General features: G+C 40.1%; 12 protein-coding genes. 2 read left to right on the top strand and 10 right to left on the bottom strand.

The window, feature by feature from the left end; all coding sequences use genetic code 11:
• Positions 1-161: 161 nt before the first annotated feature.
• From ACJJIN_RS21865 to ACJJIN_RS21875, 3 genes are all read right to left on the bottom strand, one after another.
• Positions 162-299 carry a hypothetical protein gene (locus tag ACJJIN_RS21865; RefSeq protein ID WP_444896184.1) on the bottom strand — a complete coding sequence of 46 codons (138 nt, stop codon included), beginning with the start codon at positions 297-299 and terminating at the stop codon, positions 162-164.
• A 128-nt stretch (positions 300-427) separates the two neighbouring features.
• The gene (locus ACJJIN_RS21870) at positions 428-1,786 is read right to left on the bottom strand and encodes a hypothetical protein (protein ID WP_444896185.1); all 1,359 of its coding nucleotides are present in this window, start codon (positions 1,784-1,786) and stop codon (positions 428-430) included.
• Positions 1,787-2,297: 511 nt separating this feature from the next.
• Entirely contained in the window at positions 2,298-2,408 is a 111-nt protein-coding gene (locus ACJJIN_RS21875) for a hypothetical protein (RefSeq protein ID WP_444898281.1), read from the bottom strand.
• 1,177 nt (positions 2,409-3,585) lie between these two features.
• Here ACJJIN_RS21875 and ACJJIN_RS21880 point away from each other — a divergent pair.
• Complete coding sequence (locus tag ACJJIN_RS21880; RefSeq protein ID WP_444896186.1) at positions 3,586-4,425, top strand: right-handed parallel beta-helix repeat-containing protein; 840 nt, start codon at positions 3,586-3,588, stop codon at positions 4,423-4,425.
• A gap of 847 nt (positions 4,426-5,272) precedes the next feature.
• Here ACJJIN_RS21880 and ACJJIN_RS21885 read toward each other — a convergent pair.
• From ACJJIN_RS21885 to ACJJIN_RS21915, 7 genes are all read right to left on the bottom strand, one after another.
• Entirely contained in the window at positions 5,273-5,695 is a 423-nt protein-coding gene (locus ACJJIN_RS21885; protein ID WP_444896187.1) for a hypothetical protein, read from the bottom strand.
• Positions 5,696-5,782: 87 nt separating this feature from the next.
• A complete protein-coding gene (locus ACJJIN_RS21890; protein ID WP_444896188.1) occupies positions 5,783-6,604 on the bottom strand; it encodes a hypothetical protein in 822 nt (273 codons plus the stop codon).
• An 851-nt stretch (positions 6,605-7,455) separates the two neighbouring features.
• The gene (locus tag ACJJIN_RS21895; protein WP_444896189.1) at positions 7,456-8,760 is read right to left on the bottom strand and encodes an autotransporter outer membrane beta-barrel domain-containing protein; all 1,305 of its coding nucleotides are present in this window, start codon (positions 8,758-8,760) and stop codon (positions 7,456-7,458) included.
• 628 nt (positions 8,761-9,388) lie between these two features.
• Entirely contained in the window at positions 9,389-10,687 is a 1,299-nt protein-coding gene (locus tag ACJJIN_RS21900) for a hypothetical protein (RefSeq protein WP_444896190.1), read from the bottom strand.
• Positions 10,688-10,758: 71 nt separating this feature from the next.
• The gene (locus ACJJIN_RS21905; RefSeq protein WP_444896191.1) at positions 10,759-12,183 is read right to left on the bottom strand and encodes a hypothetical protein; all 1,425 of its coding nucleotides are present in this window, start codon (positions 12,181-12,183) and stop codon (positions 10,759-10,761) included.
• Positions 12,184-12,737: 554 nt separating this feature from the next.
• Positions 12,738-12,923 (bottom strand): hypothetical protein, encoded by a 186-nt coding sequence (locus tag ACJJIN_RS21910; RefSeq protein ID WP_444896192.1) that lies wholly within the window; start codon positions 12,921-12,923, stop codon positions 12,738-12,740.
• Complete coding sequence (locus ACJJIN_RS21915) at positions 12,911-14,020, bottom strand: hypothetical protein (RefSeq protein WP_444896193.1); 1,110 nt, start codon at positions 14,018-14,020, stop codon at positions 12,911-12,913. Before ACJJIN_RS21915 ends, ACJJIN_RS21910 begins: the two co-directional genes overlap by 13 nt.
• Positions 14,021-15,328: 1,308 nt before the next feature.
• On the opposite strand from ACJJIN_RS21915, the gene ACJJIN_RS21920 reads away from it, so the two are divergent.
• Positions 15,329-16,717 carry an MFS transporter gene (locus tag ACJJIN_RS21920; protein ID WP_444896194.1) on the top strand — a complete coding sequence of 463 codons (1,389 nt, stop codon included), beginning with the start codon at positions 15,329-15,331 and terminating at the stop codon, positions 16,715-16,717.
• Positions 16,718-16,726 lie beyond the last annotated feature (9 nt).

Consider the following 16,726-nt stretch of genomic DNA (forward strand, 5'->3'; position numbering starts at 1 on the left):
TGGATATAACTATTGCTGCACACTGGCAAAGTTGGCATTACCAATTTGTAACGTAAATGAAGTTTGGTTTACATACACTTTGTGAAATTTCTTCAGAATGACAGCAGCCAATCTGGATTAATATCATCAAATTTCTCAGATCCGTATGGGTATTGTCTGCCTCATGGTACTGCCATTTGTGTTACAGCGGTGCTCAGAAAGGCCCTACCTTGCTGTGAAGTAACAAAATTATTCTCGGCGATAGCAGCACTGCTGGTGGTCAGCGCCAGGGAATCGGTAAGGAAGGAAGAGATTTTCATAAGATACTCCTTGACTACAAAATCTCTATGACAGCATATGGTGATGTTTAGGCGATGTGCTCATTAACTTTTGCATATTGAGTAGGTTAAGATGCCCAAAGGGCACCTTAACGAAAGTCTCTATCAGTCTACTGTATAAATGTAGCGCTATTGCCGTCTCCAAGTTGGGTAACACTGATAGCATCATTAAAGCCAGTTTGCGTAACCGATATGTAGTTACTGCTACCGTCTTGAGATAATGTTGCAGTGTTTTGCATGCCGCTCTGGGCCAACTCAATCAAATTCAAGTTACCTGCCTGCAGCATGGTTGCTGTCTCCATATCTCCATCCTGTGTTGAGGTAATTTCGTTCTCATCACCTTCCTGGGTGATATCCAGTGAGCCACTGAATGCTGATTGGCTAGCTGAAACCATATTCATATTTCCAATTTGTTCAACAGAGGATGTATCCGATGAACCGCTTTGTGTGACAGTAGCATCGTTTTGTGTACCGTCCTGGGAAATAATATTGGAGCTATTGTCAGTCGACGCCTGTAAGGCTGTAGCCATATTGGATGAGCCTGACTGATAAATTTCAATGTTGTCACTGGCTCCTGATTGTGTTGCCAAAGCCATATTATTGTCATCACTTTGGCTAATATAAATGTTACTTTCAAAAGCACTACTTTGTGTGGCAACCGCTGATTGATTATCCCCATATTGGTAGATGGATAATGTATTGTCTGCAGTATCAAAACTAGTAGCACTGGCAAAATTGGAGTCTCCGGACTGTACTACGATAGCACTATCGGAACTTGAGGTGTTTCTGTTAATTGAGGCATTGTTGAAATCACCAACCTGACTTATCAAGTCTGAATTGGTAAAGGAGTTAAGGTGAGATATCCCAGCAGCATTTTGTTGCCCGAATTGAATTGTGGTAGCGCTGTTACCAGAGCTTGCTGTGTTTTGCAATGTAGTTGAAATATTTAAGTCACCGGATTGGGTAATGACTACAATATTGCTGGAACTCGTGTCCTGAGTACTAGTAGCCAGGTTTTGATCGCCATACTGGCTGATTGAAATAGAATCAGAATCTGAGGAGGTTTGTTCAGAGCTGGCAAAGTTAGTGTCACCATTCTGGAGGATTTCACTGCTACCGTTTGAAGCGGTTTCCTGACTGGTTAAAACGATATTGTTATCCCCGACCTGGAGTGCTGATGCCGTAGTGCTGGTTGTGACATCTTGTGTCGAGGTGACACTATTATTATCCCCCTGCTGTGTTTGATAAATGGCGCCGCTGACATTGCCATTAGTTTGACTGGCATCAGCGTCGTTGTTATCACCAATTTGTGTTTGCACAATAAGGTTATCAAATACGGTCGGATCACTTTGATCAGCTGTCGCGTTATTATCTGTACCCATCTGGTTCTGGATGACAGTATTTTCCGCATAGGAAATCCCACTGATCATAAAGGATAAGGCCGTGGCTATAAGGGAATAGGTCTTCATTGGATAACTCCTTTACCAATTTGGACTTTGGGTGGTAAGCATATACTCTGCCTTTAACATCCATATAAAGGCAGAGTGTTTTTCGTGTTTCTACGAAAAATTATGTGCGGTCAATAATGATTGGGAATCTTAAGTGGAGGCTAGTACATAAAAAATATCACTCTACTACACGATGATATGGTTTAAAGCCATAGGTTGGGTTGTTAGCCATTTGATTTATAGCGTCAGATCAATCAAAGGCTACTTTAATTTTTGTCGATGAATTGGTATGTAGCTATGAGAATTTAGTTTGGCAAAGTTAGGAATAAAGTCGAGTTTGTGTTTTGACTGACTACGTACTGGGCTGATCTATATTTTATAGATTGACAAGAATATAGGAAGGTTGCGCCCTGATGATCACATCAGCTCACCGATCAGCACAGCTTTCGAGACAACCTTGAAAGGGCTAGGTTATTGCTGCTGGTAGTTTGCGCTGTTGTCACCACCTATTCGTAGTATGTCAGCACTGCTATTAACCCCCAGTTTGCATCATTTGTATAAAGTTATTGCTACCAATTGGGGAGAGTTCGACAGTATTTTGTCTCCCACTCTGGGTTAGACTGAGCCTATGATCGCTACTTATTTGGTGAGTGTAGAGGTGAGTCTCTTCTCCACTCTAAGTGACGTTTAAACTATTAATATATCCCTCCTGCAGTAGTTGCAGTTCGCTACTTGTGCCGCCCAAATTCACTGTTTTAATATTACTACTGTCGAGTTGATTAATAATGACCTCATTATTAGCTGTAGAGATAAGACTAATATCGATAGTGTGCCTGGCCCCAGCTTGTATAATCTCTACTTTGTCATTATCACTAACACTGTGAATTAGAAAAACCTGGTTGTCCGCACCAACTTTCTTGATATAGTCTATTGCCGAGTTTGTCGTGCTAATAAATACCTAGTTTTGATTGGTATCACCGATTTGAGCGGAAAGTGTACTATTACTAGAGCCATTGTTTGAATCTAGTATTGTTGGTTTGTTACTAAGTCCTATCTGATGAAATTGCATTTCTCCATTAATAATATTATCTTGTGAACTAGTGGCAGAATTTTCTGTGTTTTTTTGATGGATAGAAATAGAAGCATTTTTAGAGTAGGTTTGAACACCTTGGGCGTTATTTTGATGGTCTAACTGGATATAGTTAAAATGGCTGTTAGTAATGGAGTCTTGTAGTGAACTTCCCTGGTTGCTATCGCCAATCTGGTAGCCAATACTAGTAATATCGCTTTGGTCAGTAGTGGCACTGTTAGCGCTACCCTACTGATACAGTGATGTACTATTTGCTTCAGCCAAAGAATTTGTGGCAATAAATGAAGATAGAGCGACGTAAATACCATCCTTGGTGTACATGATAATTCCTTTCTATGACCGAACATTAAGTAACAGTTTCCCGAAGTTAGTACTTCTATCATGAGTAAATTTTATATAAATAACCTAAGTTTTTCATAATAAGCTGCATGCACTAGCTGGCGAATAAAATCGTACTTTCCAAAATTGGATCAGGGTATGGTGTTCTGGATTAAATGCTAGTAATCATTAAAAAGTAATTGCGCCAGCTTAAGATTCTATTTTTAATCGTTGCTATCGATATGGCTGCGCTAGCTTCTTCAAAAGAATGACGTAGTTTTTTATTCGTTCGAACGTCAATTATTTTAGGCAATTTTTCTTATGGTGGAAGCTATTATTGCATCCAAACTTAGGGGACTCAGTATCTCTGTGCTGAGATGTATTCTTTATTCTGAACTGATAGGAGTTGGATGTGAAAATTAAGCAGTCTGTAGATAAGGTGGCACTATTAGCGATAATGGCTTTATCGGCGTCTTCATATTCATCAATTGCCTTGGCTGAAGTGGCTTGTGGCGATGTGATTACAACTGCAGAAGTGCTCACTGAGGACTTATCTTGTGATCTAACAACCGATGAACCTGATGCACTTACTATTGTCGGCCCAAGTGGCAGCTTAAATATGGGCGACTATTCCCTGACCTGTACCACAGGAGGAGACCTAGGTGGTGCAGGAATTCGAATCGAAGGCAATGGCGCCACCCTCACTGGAGGCGTTATTGATGGCTGTTTTGATGGAATTTTCTTAGAGGGAGAGGGGTATCACAAAGTACTTGGTACCGAAGTTGTTAATAGCGTTAATGATGGAATAGATATAGATAGTATTTACAATACTATAAATGACTGTGTTATTACTGATAGTGGTAGAGTCGGAGTCGATATGGATGATGACTACAATACTTTTTCTGGCTGTACCGTAACAGGTAGTGTTGCCGATGGAATCCAGGTGGATGATAGTTTTTCACGAGTTTTTAACAACACTTCAAGCAGAAATGGAGGGGCTGGTATTCTAATAGAAGGATCGTCAAATAATGTGATATCACAGAACACAACTACTGATAATGGCAACGGTGATAGCCAAGATGGTGGTATAGTTCTTATTTTTACTAATTCCAACTTCAATATTATTTCTGCGAACTCTTCTTTTGATAATGATCCTTTTGATCTGAGGGATACAGTTGACCCTGATTGCAGTGGTACTAATATTTGGGTAAACAATGAATATCTCACTAAAGATCCAGATTGTTTGGATTAACAAGTTTTTATTAGACAATTTCTTTTCCATGGCCTGTTAAATTTGGTGGTAACGTTTTGTGGAATTTTATAGCCCGATTTAATTAATTTTTTATAAAATTTATCAATCAGTAATCTATTAGGGGCTCGTATGTGAAATATATGAGCTTCCTTTATATAGCATAATATAAATATATTTATATCTATTGTAGTGAAATGTGGTAGGGGTTTAATTAAAATAAAAATATCTCCAAGGTGAGTATCTTGTAAAGGGCTCTCAGGCGTGTATTTTTCACATTAAATGTTATTGTATGAATTCAATAATATTTGCATCTAAATGTTGATATGTTTCCATGTATAAGATTTTGATGTGGAAGATTAGTTGAGTATTTTAAATATTAGGCATTAATAGGATGTTGAGTTGGACAGCAGGTATGCGGTTAGTAAGCATGATCTAAATGTTAAATATATATTCCTAAGTTCACCACTTAAAATACGATGGATGTCTGATGGCGTATATGTAGCCAGGTATTTGAAATTTTCAAGAGGGGACTTTTTTTGGAGAGTACTATGTGAGTGCAGCGATGCTGTAGTGTTTCGGTAATTTGGGGGGGCGCAAGCAAACCGAAGAGTGTGAGTAAGTGTGGGTGTAATTTTAAATTGCCTCTTTTTGTGGTATTACCACGATATTCAATGTGCTGATGGTTGGTTCTATAAGAAATAGTAGTTTTGGGGATGCACTGAGGCGATAGATATGATAACAAAACAGAATAATATATATTCAATAATTGTATCAGTTCAGTGAATCCCCAATTTATGATCACTAAATATTTTTCTATGAAATTAAAGTGAGCTTGAGGCCAGGCATATTATTGCATTATGTTTCCGCTATTGTTGTCTCCAAACTGTGTCACGGTAGTTGAGGCAGATGGGTTCACCTGCATGGCCTGTAGAAAATTATTATTTCCACTTTGTGAGAGTGTGGCCCAGCTACTCATACCTGTCTGGTTAAGATCAATTTCGTTGAGTGTACCATTTTGGTCTGTATCGGCAGAAATTAAGTCACCATCCTGAAAAATAGTGAGCACATTTTGTGTACCTGTTTGCGTACTTAGAAGACTATTTGATGATCCAGTTTGGCTAGCCAAGGCCATATTTTGCTCGCCATTTTGTGAAAGGGTTAATATTGATGAATCACTCATAATTTGGAAAGCAATTGCATCATTGGCAATGCCTATCTGAGTGACTTCTACAATACCAGTTGCTACTGGAAAAATGGCCCATACCTCCAATGATATTTTGATCGCCGATTTGGGTTGCAGAGCCGATTACATTGGAACTTGAAAGTGCCTGCACACCACCTACTAAATTATCATTCCCTATTTGCTGGGAAAACGAGTGGCTTTGTGTACTGTCAAGTTGGCTTGAGCCCCCAAGGTTTGAGTTCCCGACCTGATTAGTAAAAGTACTACCAAAACTACTGTTTGAATTACTGCTCCCCCCCCCAAGTTATCAGTGCCATTTTGAATAACAGTGCTTGTCATAAAGTCAGAATTGTCGAACTGTGAAATTCCACCGTTGTTAAGTGATCCAGTTTGTAAAACTACGGAGGTGGTGTTGTCTGTATTAAGGCTTGCAGATGCAGAACCAATATTTTCAGATCCATCCTGGCTAATAAATATGGAGTTGTTATTTGAATTATTGAAATGAGAAGCTGCTGATTGGTTGTCAGTACCAACCTGAACAATATTTGTACTGTTTAAGCTGGAGTTAAAGTTTACGGTTTCAGCAAAATTGATTTCACCGGTTTGGGAGACAAAGTTGGTGTTATTGGAGTCACCAAGCATACTGGATGTAACTTCGTTAGTATTACCCACTTGTAAGGTTGTCAGCGTTGTGCCTGTACTATCCTCCTGGCTCGCGTTGGCTAAGTTTCCATCTCCAATCTGGGTCTGAATAATCACGCCATCACTACTATTAATGATTTGTTCCGCCTCGGCTGTATTATTATCCCCATTCTGGGTTTGTACAATCAAATTGTTGGTAACGGTGGGGTCGCTTTGGTCTCCCATAGCCATATTGTTATTGCCGGTTTGGTTTACAATATATGTATTACTAGCTTGGACTGTAGCGCTGATACTAATTGCTAAAATACATGGGATTGCTGGAATAAGCAAAGGCATTCTCATTGATAAATCCACGACCTCTTTACTGTAGTCATTTCCCTAAAACAAAAGTTTATACGGGCTTATTACATATTTAAATTGAGTAGGTATAAGCTTAAATGAATACCATTAATGTCCATTTCTATCTGGAGCTGATAGCGGGTTGTCGCTATAGAGATCAATATTTGCTTGGGGAAACTTCAGAACCACCAGAAGAAATTTTCCGAAACTGACTAATCGGCATTAATACTTAGCTATGCCTGTTATTGATCAAAGCTGAACACGCTTAAGATATCACCAAATATGGACTACAAGTTGTGCGATTACTAAATGCATGCTTACTGTCTAATTATCCTTTAAACCTCCTAGAGTCTATTAATGATGGATAGAGGTAATCTATCTTACCTATATATGACTACTGCCTTTGGGTTGTCTGAGCAAGTTGAAAGCTTGGTAAAAGTATTGATGGAACATGAGTCTTTTCAATGAGAGATAAGTGTGTAACTGCTAGTAATAAAGTTTACTTCCAGTGAGCTAGGCCAACTGATCTTTTTTGCACTATAATTATTTTTTTTAGAATGGGCTATAATTTATCTAGTTTTGAATGATTTCAAATCTAGATAAAGGTTGCAGTCTTAGCTTATGAATGCTTTAGGCTAATCCAATTGCCTTGATTTATCCAGGAGAATTGTCCGGGGATAAACTTACATCCTATTTTTTAACAAAAAAAATGATACCAAACGGAAGTATTTGATATCATCAACTACAAATAAAGAAATGCACGTCTTAAGCGGAATAAATGATATGAGAATTTCTCCTAATGCATGTCCTTTATGGATGGTCATGTATTCTGCTACTTTGTGTACTTTGAGTTAATAGTGGGTGAGCTACTGCATGATATTACCACTATTATTGTCTCCGAATTGTGTTACAGTAGTTGAAGCTGAAATGTTCGATTGCATAGCCTGTAGAAAATTATTGTTACCACTTTGTGAGAGTGTGGCAACACTACTCATACCGGTCTGATCAAGGTCAATTTCATTAAGTGTGCCACTCTGATTGGTATCGGCAGAAATTGAGTCGCCATTCTGAATGATGGAAAGTGTATTTTGTGTTCCTGTTTGAGCACCAAGAAGGACGTTAGATACACCAGTTTGCCCTGCCAGGGCCATATTTTGTTCACCATTTTGAGAAAGAGTTAATACTCCCAAGTCGCTCATAATTTGGAAGGCAATTGCTTCATTCGCGGTACCTATTTGAGCGACCTCTACAGTACCATTGCTACTGGAGGAGTGGCCTGAGCCACCAACTATGTTTTGGTCGCCTATTTGTATGATGGAAGCGCTAACATTGTTGCTAGATCCTATCGATATACTACCTAAGTTATCAGTACCTGTTTGCTGGATAAATGTATGGCTCTGTGTGCTATCAATTTGGCTTGAACTTCCTAAATTTAAACTTCCCACTTGATTAGAAAAGGTACTGCCGAAGCTACTATTTAAATTACTGGCTCCCCCTAGATTATCATCGCCACTTTGAATGACCGTACTCGTCATAAATTGAGAGCCACTAACTTGCCCAACTCCCCCATTGTTCAGCGATCCATCCTGTAAGATGACAATACTGTTGTTCTCCGCATCGAAACTTGCGCCTGGAGAACTCGTATTTTGAGATCCGCTTTGGTTTACAAATATTGAATTGTTACTTGAATTGAAGGCATGAGCAGTAAAAGTTTCATTGTCTGTTCCTATCTGTATAACATTGGTAATATTAGACATGGAATTAAAATTATTGGTAGAGGTGAAATTCAATTCACCACTTTGAAAAATGAAATTGGTGCTCGCGGTATCATTTTGCATAAAGGAATCAACTTCGTTATTGTTACCTGTCTGTATGACTGAGTAGATTGTATTGGTGCTATTTTCCTGGCTTGCTGTGGCTAAGTTTCCATCTCCAATTTGAGTCTGACTGATCACTGCATTATTGCTATTTATGATTTGTTCTGCCTCAGCTGTATTATTATCACCATTTTGGGTTTGCACAATTAGGTTGTTGGCAACGGTGGGATCACTTTGATCCCCCATGGCAGTGTTATTGTTACCATTTTGATTGACTATGTAGGTGTTGCTCGCTTGTGCTAGCTGTATCACAGCAAGGGTGGATAATCCGGCAATTGTGGCTTTGAATTTCATTGTTGAATTCCTTTTCAAGTCAGGTTCTGGTTGAGATTTGGTTTAGTAAGTGACTTAGGTGTGAGTATCATCGTTGAGGCTGCTTACTTTACAGATTTCAGTACGTTTTCATTGGCAATGAAAGTTTGAAGTGCCAGAGTGCAGCCATTACAGTTGAGTCCGGTTACTAACAATTGTAGTGATGTAATCATTTCCCATGCTTAATTGAAGCTCCTCCTATGTAGAATTTCTGATTTGAACGGAAATTAATAAGCCCTATGAAGCTGCCTTCGTTGAGGGCCTATTATAGTATTGTCAATGTCACTGCTATCGAATATGGGAGTAAAGCACTGAAATTCTGGGAAGAAAATATTGAAAATGCAGATGTTAATAGTGAAAGGTGTATCCGTATAAATTTTGGATATCTTGATTCTGGGCCGTGATAAGTTTTGCAAGCAATATGTATCAATGAAGAAGGTTGTATTTATCTTCTAGATGTAAAGGCTGTCAAGAGAATTTATAGAGTAGAAGTATGAGTTGTTGTGTTAATGATCTGCTCCTGTTAATGCCCTTGATGAATTTCTAGCTTGCAGAAGTATAGATATTTCGAGAGAGTGGGCTAATCGCTGGATCAGCCCAAAATCTAATTTTACTGCAAAATAGTGCTGCTATTATTGTCACCGGTTTGTGAAACTGTAGCAATTGATGAAGTGTTCAGTTGCATCGAATCCAGCAAGTTACTATTGCCATTCTGGGAGAAAAAAGCGTCGTTATCCTGTCCCATTTGTATTGAGTTAATCGTGTTTAACATACCATCTTGATTTATATCGGCTATCAATAAATCGCCGTCCTGATCTAAATCTATTGTATTTTGATTGCCAGTTTGCTCTGCATCCACAGTATTGGTTGATCCTGTCTGGAAACTAGAGATAAAATTTTGGTCTCCAATCTGGTGGAGATTTACATCACTGTCGTTACTAAAAAAATGAAAACCGGTTGCCTCATTGCTAGCGCCAAGCTGAACTAGCATGGCGGAATCATTGACGCTATTAACTTGCACAAAACTTCCAGTGTTTTGATTGCCCATCTGAGTTATATTAATAAAGCCATTGGTGGTTGCGTCCTGAATAAGTGCACCAACAATATTATCATTGCCTATTTGATTACTAATACCTTGGCTAAGTGTGCTATCGGTATGCACTGGGGAGGATAAATTGGCGTTGCCAGACTGAATCATTGTCACGCTACCAGAAGTACTTCCTCCACTAAAGATATTTCCAAGATTATCGTCACCAGTTTGAATGATTGTGCTACTCATAAATTGTGATGAGTCTGTCTGTGAGGCGCCGACTGAATTGAAGTTACCTGTTTGCTGAATAGCTATAGATGTATTTGCTGCACTATTAAAACTGGCTACGCTGGCCGAATTTTGAATGCCGTTTTGGGTCACTGTAATGCTATTATTTGCTCCTCCTGAATTTTGGACGACCGAGCTGAAATTATCGGTTCCTTGCTGAAATACAATGCTGGTATTAAAGCTTGAAGTGTTATTGATTATATTAGTGGAATTTAATATCCCAAACTGTGAGATAATATTGCCATTAAAGTTGTCATTAATTTGGCTTGTGACAACTTCGTTGTTGTCCCCTACCTGCGTGGCGTTAACAGTACCATTGGTACTATTATCTTGAGTACTGAGTGTATTGTTTAAGTTACCTTGCTGACTATGAATAATGACCCCATTAGCATTGCTGTTGATTTGTTCTGCTTCAGCGGTATTATTGTCTCCAATTTGAGTCTGGGAAATTAAATTGTTGCTGATTGTTGGATCGCTCTGGTCGCCAATGGCGGTATTGCCTGCACCAACCTGATTAACGATATATGTATTGTTGGCATAGGCGCTAATACAAATGCTGAAGAGGGTTGGGATTAATAGTATATTCTTCATGATAATTTCATATTTAGATCGATTTAGGTTGCTATCAAGTAGCCGTGTAAAAAGTATGCCTACTTGAATAACTACTGCAGATATGTCGCACTGTTGTTATCTCCCAGCTGGGTGACACTAATGGTATCGCTAAAACCGGTCTGCGTTACCATTAGGAAATTGCTATTGCCATCCTGAGACAATGTAGCAATATCTGAAGATCCACTCTGAGTCAGATCTATTTCGTTGAGATTGCCGCTCTGGTTAAGGGTGGCTGAAATACTGTCTCCGTCTTGGAGGGAATTAATCAAGTTGTCCTCGCCATCTTGTGAGGCGTAAAGGTCGGCATTGAAGTTGGTTTGCTCCGCATTTATTGTGTTTAATTCACTCATTTGAATTATCTCAGCCGAGTGGTTGGAGCCGGTCTGTGTCAGATCCGCATCATTGCCATTACCAATTTGGCTGATGGAGTAGTTATTATCAGATACAGTTTGCAGGCTAACAGAAATACTATTGTTGTCACCTTGCTGAAGGTTTGAACCTACACTGTTATTGGCATTGTCATCTGTGGAACCAAAGATATTGTCATTTCCATATTGTTCAACTGTAGTAAATTGATCAGAACTTTGGCCTCGTACGGTAAACCCTGAATTGAAATTGCCGATCTGTGTTAATTGGACTGAAGTGTTTGAGCTGCCATCATCATCTACCCCTCCGCCGGTATTATCATCACCCATTTGAAAGACGCTGATACTGCTATTAAAACTATCCCACTGGCCTGATGTACCAATATTTCTATCACCGATGGATACTACGTTCAGAAATGCTTCATCCATATTGGTCTGTCCTGAAGAACCAATATTATCGGTGCCAATCATAGTAAATTGCATTGAGCTATTGGTAGAGTCCCTTTGCGGAGAGCTACCAATATTGCTTGTTCCGCTAATGGTATAGATCATTGTAGTATTGGTGGTATTTTCCTGTATTGATCCGCCATTATTGTCGGTTCCCGTTATTGTGAAGGTCATTACCGTATTAGTCGTATTCTCCTGTATGGAGCCACTACCATTATTGGTCCCCATCATGGTGTATGTCATAGTTGTATTGGTGGTTATTTCCTGTCTTGAACTAGCGGAATTGTCAGTGCCGATTAATGTTTTTTGCATTAGACTATTACTAGTTGATATTTGGTCCGTTCCTGCACTATTATTGTCTCCTATCAAAGTAATTACTGCTGAAGAATTACTACTGCCGTCTTGCTCACTATTCGCGAAGTTGTTGTCTCCCTGCTGGGTTTGAATAATGGTTCCATTGCTGGTGGCATTGAATTGTATTGCCTCGGCATCGTTATTGTCTCCAATCTGAGTCTGCGAGATTAAACTATCAGTGGCACTAGTTTGGTCCCCCATGGCCATATTTCCGATTCCCTCTTGATTGACAATATAAGTATTGTCACCATACGCAATACCGGAAATGGCTAACGCTAAGGTAGTGATTGCAACGGCTGATGTTTTCATAAATGATTCCTTTCATTTAATGATTTATGGATGGTGTTAAGAGCGATAGATCTCTTGCTTCTATAAAGGTAATGAACGAATGAAACTTCTGTAGCTCAGTTAATTTTTAATGAGCGCTAAGTAAGAAGCTTAAGGGCCCTAAATGGTGAGAGAAGTAGTGATAATGCTTGCTTGTACTGATCCCAAGCCATTTTTTGGCATTAATGCTTGGAGATGCCGAGGCTATATTCATTTTTGCTTCGATTGATGTGAAATATTTATTCCAAATTTTTCACCTGTATTGGTTGATTTTACTATTCATTTAATTTGCTCCTATTTGGTTTGTTGGTCCGCCAAAATGTAGTGAAGTGATAAATGACCCCTACTTACGGTATCGCTTTTAGTATTATTAATAAATAAGATAATTGGTATGAGATAAAAGCACTGAGATGCTAGTAAAAAAGTCTGATTTAATCAGTATTTTCATTGCAGAGTTATATTGATATTTGATAGTGGATAGAATATGTATGGTTAGGTGGAGTCCATATATGGGTATACGGACTCCTATCAACGATTTACTGTGTAAAAGTGGCGCTATTATTGTCACCTAGCTGGGTAACATTGATGCTATCGCTAAATCCTGTTTGAGTGACACTCAGGAAGCTGTTGTTACCATCCTGAGGTAGAGTGGCAGTGTCCTGTTGTCCACTTTGGGTGAGATCTATTTCATTCAGGGTGCCTGCCTGACTTAGTGTTGCCATTTACTGTCCCCATCCTGCAGTGAATTGATCAGGTTGTCCTCACCGTTTTGTAGGGAGTAAAGGTCGTTATCAAAGCTTTCTTGATCAGCATTTATCTCATTTAAATTACTCATTTGAATGATCTCAGCAGTGTGACTTGATCCAGACTGGGTAAGAAATACCATATTTCCATCACCGATCTGTGATATGTAATAGGCGTTATCAGATACCGTCTGTAATAGGGTAAGACTAGTATTGCTATTTCCTTGCTGTAGGACCGTTCCAATACTATTGCTTGAGTCAATGGTTGCATTATCAAATAGGTTACCGTCTCCAAACTGCTCATACGTAGTGCTTTGACTAAAGCTATTAAAACGACCAAGTCCACCTATATTTGAGCTCCCAATTTGAGTAATTGTGGCTGTATTATTCGCACTACCAATCTGCTCTCCAGCGGCCGCAAGATTACTATCCCCGGTTTGAAAGATCATTATCGTAGTACTTGAGCTGACATTATGGGTGGTGCTAACAAGATTATCGTCACCATAACTTTCAGCTACTAAAGTTGCGGAATCGGAGTCTTGTTGTACAGAGGAGCCAAGATTATCGTCACCTACAAAGGTAAAGCTCATTGAACTGTTGGAAACATTATTCTGAACTGGAAAGCCAAGATTGTCATTGCCTTCCATGATGTATATTAATGAGGTATCAGAAGTGGCATCCTGTGAGCCGCCTCCAGAATTATTATTCCCTGTTACATCCAATTGCATGAAGGAATTGCTGGTTGATGTTTGCGTGGGATCCATATCATTGCCGTCACCAAAGATAATGACCTCAATGATGGAGTCAGTGGTGGCATCTGAAGTGTTATTATCCCCTTCTTGAAATTGAATAATAGTGCCGTTGGTATTGCCATTAGACTGGATGGCCTCAACATCATTATTATCCCCAATTTGAGTCTGTTCGATGAGGTTGTTAAATATAGTGGGATCACTTTGATCCCCTGAGGCTGTATTTCCCGTACCTTCTTGATAGATAATATATTCATTGTCATCTGCATGAACCAGGCCACTGATGGCAAGGGATAGAGCGGTAACGGCTATAGGTAAGATCTTCACAAGTAACTTCTTTACTTCAACTCGCTATGGCGCTTTGACTGCGTCCACAGTACTTCCTGTACAACACAGGTGAAATCCATATCCAATCCCGTGTAATCGAACGTCGACCTACCATCCGTCGGGCATTGGAGGTTATTTGATCGGCCCTAAATGGTGAGAGAAGTAGTGAGACTGCTGACTTGCACTGGCTCCAAGCCATCGGCATTAATACCTGGCTATGCCGGGGCGGTGATCATTGGCGGCTTTATCTAAAAGGCTCAATGATTCCAAATTCTGGTGGGCATAAGTGCTCACCGTTTGTCATAGATATTTCTCCTCTGTAATCCGTTTGATTGGGCTCTCCAAAAGTCGAAATCCAGCTCGTTTCAGATATTGGAGCCTTGGAAAAAGTATTGACAATGAGACTCCTCAGGGGAATGAGATAAAAGCACAGAGATACTGGGACTAAAGTCGAAAAATATCTGATATTTTCAGTGTGTTAGGATGTGGCTGCTGGGAGGAGGGTTGGATGATAGATTCTGGGAGATAGCTGTCTGAACATACAAGTTCCTAGAGATTGGCACATGGCTTTACTGCAGAGAAATCGCGGTATTATTACCAAATTAAGTAGTGGTGATGCTATCGTTAATTCCTGCCTGCGTGGGCATTATTTAATTGTTGTTGCCGTTAAATTGTGTTGCTTCAACGTTATTATTGTCACCAATCTGAGCTTGATTTATTAAGTTGTTAGTGGTTGTTTGTTCAATTTGATCTTCAGTAGCAGTGTTGCCAGTTCTTACTTGGTTGATGAGTAAGCACTGTTCGCCTGGGTCTGATGGCCATGATTGATCGAGAGAATGGTAATGGCAAAAGATAGCACCTTCATGGGCAAACCCTGTCAGCCTTTGAGTTTTGGTTTATAAGAATTGGAGTAGAGGGCCCCGCTCAAGCCTGTCGATCAATCCTGATTAATCATAGGCTGATAGCTTCCAATACTTCTGCTACCGGATACTGCTTTTGGACTGATTCGATCTGCTAAACATGGAATGAGGATTAGTGAGACTGCGGACTTACACTGACATCAAGCCATTGTTGTTGGCATTAATGCTTGTCTATGCCTGAGCTGGGACCTAATCAGAGTATTGCGGAAGAAAGTAATTCTGGATATAGGAGAAAAGCACCGAGATTCTAGTAATAAAGTTTATGAGGACCCCCTTGGTACTAGGCTGTTACTTGGTGTTGCCTGATAATTTGCGCTGCAGTTGGTCCTTCATTGGTCCAAGCTTATATATCCATTGCATAACTTGCAAAGTGTGAAGTTTGGCATTTATGGCAGCCTCAAAGACCCCGCTATCGCGATCACAGATTATTGGCTTAACGGCATTGTCGTTGGCAGTCTTTTTGGTGGCCAATGATTTTACGGCCTTCTCCGTCGCTATCCCTGCAATGGAAAAACACTTTAACGCAGATATCTCCACTCTTCAGTGGGTGATTAACGGTTATGCATTGGTGTTCGGGATTTTTATAGTTACTGGCGGGCGCTTGGCGGATATGTTTGGTCGGCGCCGGCTATTTTTTGTTGGAACCTCAATCTTCGTCTTTTTCTCAGTTTTGGGTGGTCTGGCCGTCAACGAATGGATGCTGCTGGGAAGCCGGGCATTAATGGGTGTTGGTGGTGCTCTAATGTGGCCCGCTGTGCTCGGCATGACCTATCAGATTATGCCTGATGACCGAGCCGGTCAGGCAGGCGGTTTGATAATGACGGTGTGTGGCTTTGCGAACTCTGTAGGGCCACTGTTGGGTGGTTTCTTTACAGATTTTCTTAGCTGGCGCTGGATTTTTTTTATTAACTTGCCCATCGCTTTGGCGGCAATGTTGGTGGGTTGGAAAGTAATTGAAGATGATAAGCCCGATGAGAGTAATGAAAAGGTTGACTATTGGGGGATGGCCTCATTATCAATTAGCCTTTTGGCTTTAATGTTATCTCTGGATTTTGTTATCGATGTAGGATTTAGAAGTCCTTTAGTGATTGGACTTTCAGTAACATCGATGATTTTCTTTTTGGTATTTGCCTGGGTTGAGCCTCATACTCGCTCTGACCCACTTATTCCCCCGGATGTAGCTACTAATTGGCGCTTTTTTTCTATCTGTGTGGTGACTTTGCTTCTATCGGTCACTTTTGTATCTATGTTGCTTTATATTCCTCAATTTTTAATTAAGGAGTTGAGCTATTCTGCAGTTTGGTCTGGTGCGGGTTTATTGCCGGTGATGATTACCTATGCGGTAGTCTCATATATAGCGGGATGGTTGTATGAATTTTTGGGGGCTCGCCTAATTTTAGCGGGAGCGGCACTCTTTTTAGGTTTGGGTATGTTTTTACTTTCTGGTCTAGTAGTTCACGATCACTATCTGCACCTGGTACCAGGAATGCTCACTCTCGGTATAGGATTAGGCTTATATTTTCCTACGATAACAACTACTGCGGTTACGGTATTGGGGCCTGCCAGGGCAAGCTTGGCGGCGGCCTTAATTTATATGTTCCAAATTATCGGCGGTGCTATTGGTCTGGCGATGAATACAACGGTTGTTGCGATGGCTCCGGAATTATCTGAAGGTATTGATCGGGCATTTACTGTTAATGCGTGTTTGGCTGCTGCAGCACTGATTGTAAGTTTGCTGTTTGTGAAAGGGAATGTTTCCCAGAAAGAAAAAATCTGAGCAATAAAT

The sequence above is a fragment of the Microbulbifer maximicatervae (SeqCode) genome, from assembly GCF_052467505.1.